This window comes from Mesorhizobium sp. M7A.F.Ca.MR.362.00.0.0 (genome assembly GCF_004023175.1).
In the GTDB taxonomy this organism is placed as follows: Bacteria; Pseudomonadota; Alphaproteobacteria; order Rhizobiales; family Rhizobiaceae; genus Mesorhizobium.
This window is the reverse complement of record NZ_RZTF01000537.1, coordinates 1-3,444: the sequence shown is the minus strand read 5'-3', so window position 1 is coordinate 3,444 and position 3,444 is coordinate 1. Positions and strand designations below refer to the sequence as shown.

Annotated in this window: 5 protein-coding genes; all 5 read right to left on the bottom strand. The window is 62.3% G+C overall.

All coding sequences use genetic code 11. The annotated features are described in order from the left end of the window. Positions 1-57: 57 nt before the first annotated feature. The 5 genes from queA to coaD are packed head-to-tail and all read right to left on the bottom strand — an operon-like array spanning position 58 to position 3,318. The gene (gene queA / locus EOC06_RS34665; RefSeq protein WP_128309926.1) at positions 58-1,200 is read right to left on the bottom strand and encodes a tRNA preQ1(34) S-adenosylmethionine ribosyltransferase-isomerase QueA; all 1,143 of its coding nucleotides are present in this window, start codon (positions 1,198-1,200) and stop codon (positions 58-60) included. Next, positions 1,200-1,649 carry a DMT family transporter gene (locus EOC06_RS34660; protein WP_013531824.1) on the bottom strand — a complete coding sequence of 150 codons (450 nt, stop codon included), beginning with the start codon at positions 1,647-1,649 and terminating at the stop codon, positions 1,200-1,202. Before EOC06_RS34660 ends, queA begins: the two co-directional genes overlap by 1 nt. Positions 1,650-1,661: 12 nt before the next feature. Further along, positions 1,662-2,174, bottom strand: a complete 513-nt coding sequence (locus tag EOC06_RS34655) for a peptidylprolyl isomerase (RefSeq protein WP_127269467.1) — start codon at positions 2,172-2,174, stop codon at positions 1,662-1,664. Positions 2,175-2,213: 39 nt separating this feature from the next. Continuing rightward, positions 2,214-2,801, bottom strand: coding sequence for a peptidylprolyl isomerase (locus EOC06_RS34650; protein ID WP_127269468.1), 588 nt, complete (start codon positions 2,799-2,801; stop codon positions 2,214-2,216). 16 nt (positions 2,802-2,817) lie between these two features. Further along, positions 2,818-3,318: a pantetheine-phosphate adenylyltransferase gene (coaD, locus tag EOC06_RS34645; protein ID WP_127272529.1), complete on the bottom strand. Its 501-nt coding sequence runs from the start codon at positions 3,316-3,318 to the stop codon at positions 2,818-2,820. Between the last annotated feature and the right edge of the window lie 126 nt (positions 3,319-3,444).

Here is a 3,444-nt window from a genome sequence, read left to right as displayed (position 1 = left end):
TCGATCACGCCGCGCCGCGCCTTGCCGTCGGTTGCCAGAACCTTGAAGCTGAACGGCTTAGCCATTGAATTCCTTGTCGTGGATCGGGGCGTCCGGCGCCTGATTGTCGAGCGACTGGCGGTCGCTCGTCTCCGCTCGGAAAAGCAGGCTTGCGTCGCCATAGGAATAGAATCTGTAGCGGTTCTCGATCGCATGGGCATAGGCCGCACGCATCGTGTCGAGGCCGCTGAAGGCCGAGACCAGCATGAACAGCGTCGAGCGCGGCAGATGGAAATTGGTCATCAGCACGTCGGCCGTGCGAAAACGGTAGCCGGGCGTGATGAAGATATCGGTCGGACCGGACCACGCAGCCAGAGTACCGTCCTCACGCGCCGCACTCTCCAGCAGACGCAGCGAGGTCGTGCCGACAGCAACGATACGCCCGCCCCTTGCTCTTGCGGCATTCAGGGCGTCCGCAGTGGCTTCCCTGACCGAACCGGTCTCGGCATGCATCTTGTGGTCGGCGGTGTCGTCCGCCTTCACCGGCAGGAACGTGCCGGCGCCGACATGCAAGGTGACGAAGCGGCGTTCGATGCCCTTGGCGTCAAGCGCTGCAAAAAGCTCCGGCGTGAAATGCAGGCCCGCGGTCGGTGCCGCGACGGCGCCTTCCTCGCTTGCATAGATGGTCTGGTAGTCGGCCCGGTCGCGTTCGTCGTCGTCGCGTTTCGAGGCGATGTAGGGCGGCAGCGGAATGTGGCCGACCGCGTGCAGCGCCTCGTCGAGGAACGGCCCCGACAGATCGAAGCCAAGCAGCGCTTCGCCGCCCTCGCCTTTCTCGATCACCGTGGCGTCGAGCTGACCGAGCAAACAGGAATTGCCGTCATGGCCGAAATGGATGCGGTCGCCGGCGGCTATGCGCTTGCCCGGCCGCATGAAGGCCAGCCAGCGGTCCGGCGCCATGCGCATATGCAGCGTGGCTTCGACCTGCGCCGTCGCTTCGCCCCGCCGCCTTATGCCTTTGAGCTGCGCTGGAATGACCTTGGTGTCGTTGAACACCAGCACGTCGCCGGCCCTGAGCAAGGACGGCAGGTCGCCAACCGTCCAGTCCTCGAGCCCTTCGCCTGATTTGACCAGAAGCATCTTGGCGCTGTCACGCGGCTGCGCCGGGCGGAGCGCGATGCGCTCCTCCGGCAAGTCGAAGTCAAAGAGATCGACGCGCATCAGTAGAGCCGGACGAGCAGCGCTCCGGCCAAGAGCAGCACCGCGCCGGCAACGCGGCCGAGCGAGATTTCACGCACCGCGACGCCGAGGAAGCCGACGCGGTCGATGAGCATGCCGGCCAGCAACTGGCCGGCGACCAGAAACGCCATCAGCGCGGCAGCACCTATGCGTGGCGTGAGAATCGTCGACAGCGTGACATAGAAACCGCCCAGCATGCCGCCGGCCACGAACAGCCAGGGCGCCGGCGCCTTCCAGTCGAGCGAGATGCCTTGCAGCTTCACCACTGTGACGGAGATGATGCCGAGCACGATCGCGCCCGATAGGAACGAAAACGCAGCCGCCGCGACCGGGAGGCCCAGGCCGCGCGCCAACTGCGAATTGATCGGCGCCTGAATGGCAATGAAGGCGCCGGACAGGATGCCGAGAAGCGACCAGACGACGCCCATCATTGTCGTTTGCCCTTACTTGACGTCGGCCGCGACCTTCAGCGACACGATCTTGTCGGGATCCTGCACCGGCTCGCCGCGCTTGATCTTGTCGACATTGTCCATGCCTTCGATGACCTGGCCCCAGACCGTGTACTGGCGATTGAGGAAGGCGGCATCGTCGAAGCAGATGAAGAACTGCGAATTGGCCGAGTTCGGGTTCTGCGAGCGGGCCATCGAGCAGGTGCCGCGAGCATGGTTGGCGTTGGAGAATTCAGCCTTCAAATCCGGCTTTTCAGAGCCGCCCATGCCCGCGCGGGACGGCGCGAAGGAAGGCTTGCTCGAATTGCCGAACTTGACGTCGCCGGTCTGCGCCATGAAACCCTCGATGACGCGGTGGAACACCACGCCGTCATAGGCGCCTTCCCTGGCCAGTTCCTTGATGCGGGCGACATGGCCGGGCGCCAGGTCGGGGAAAAGTTCGATGACGACCTTGCCCTTGGTCGTTTCCATGATGAGCGCGTTCTCGCGATCCTTGATTTCGGCCATGTCAGATATCCTTTTGAGAAAACAGAGTTATTCGACAATTTACTTGTCGGCGGCGATGCGCACCTTAATCATCCGGTCGGGATCGGTGACCGTGCCGTTGTCCGCCTGGTCGCCCTTCTTGATTTGGTCCACCAGTTCCATGCCGCTGACGACATTGCCGACGATCGTGTACTGGCCATCGAGGGGCGGTGCCGGAGCGAACATGATGAAGAACTGCGAATTGGCCGAATTTGGGTCCTGCGAGCGGGCCATACCGACCACGCCGCGCTTATAATGTTCGGTCTGTGAGAATTCGGCCGGCAGGTCGGGCAGGTCGGAACCGCCGGTGCCGGCGGCCTCGGCGCTGAAACCCTTTTTCATATTGCCGAACTTGACGTCGCCGGTCTGCGCCATGAAGCCGTCGATGACGCGGTGGAAGGCGACGTTGTCATAGGCGCCTTGGCGCACCAGCTTCTTGATCTGCTCGACATGCTTTGGCGCAAGATCGGGCCTCAGCGCAATGGTGACGTCGCCGTCCTTCAGCGTGATGATCATTGTGTTTTCCGGGTCGGCGGCGAAAGCCGAGACCGACACAGCCACAAGACCGGCGAGCACGACAAGGAACGAGGCTAGCTTTTTCAGCTGCATGGTTTTCTCCGAAAACTTACTTCTTGAACTTGGCTGTGAGCGCACCGGCAACCGCCGCCGGCACGAAGGGGCGAATGTCGCCGCCCATCGAGGCAATCTGGCGAACAAGTGTGGCGGTAATGGTGCGTACCGAAGGACTGGCGGGCAGAAAAACCGTCTGCAGTTGAGGCGCCATGGTCTCGTTCATGCCGGCCATCTGCATCTCATAGTCGAGGTCGGTGCCGTCGCGCAGGCCGCGGATCATGATCGAGGCGCCCTGCTTCCTGGCGGCGTCGATGACCAGCCCGTCGAAGGCGACGACCTTGATGCGGGCACCGTCGCTGCCGAATTCCGTCTTCGTCGCCGTCTCGATCAGCTTCACCCGCTCCTCGAAGGAAAACAGCGGTTGCTTGCCCGGATGGATGCCGATCGCCGCATAAACGATATCCGCCACGGCCAGCGAGGCCTTCAGCACATCGAGATGGCCGTTGGTCAGCGGGTCGAAGGAGCCGGCATAGAGGGCAATGCGTTCAGTCATGGCAGGTGCTTCTAATGCATGATCCCAAAAAGTGGAAACCGGTTTTTGCGGACAAACGGTTTTTCGTTTGTCCTAGAGATCATGCTCAAATGAAAGCTAGAGCCCGTTCCGTCTTCCGTCCATCAA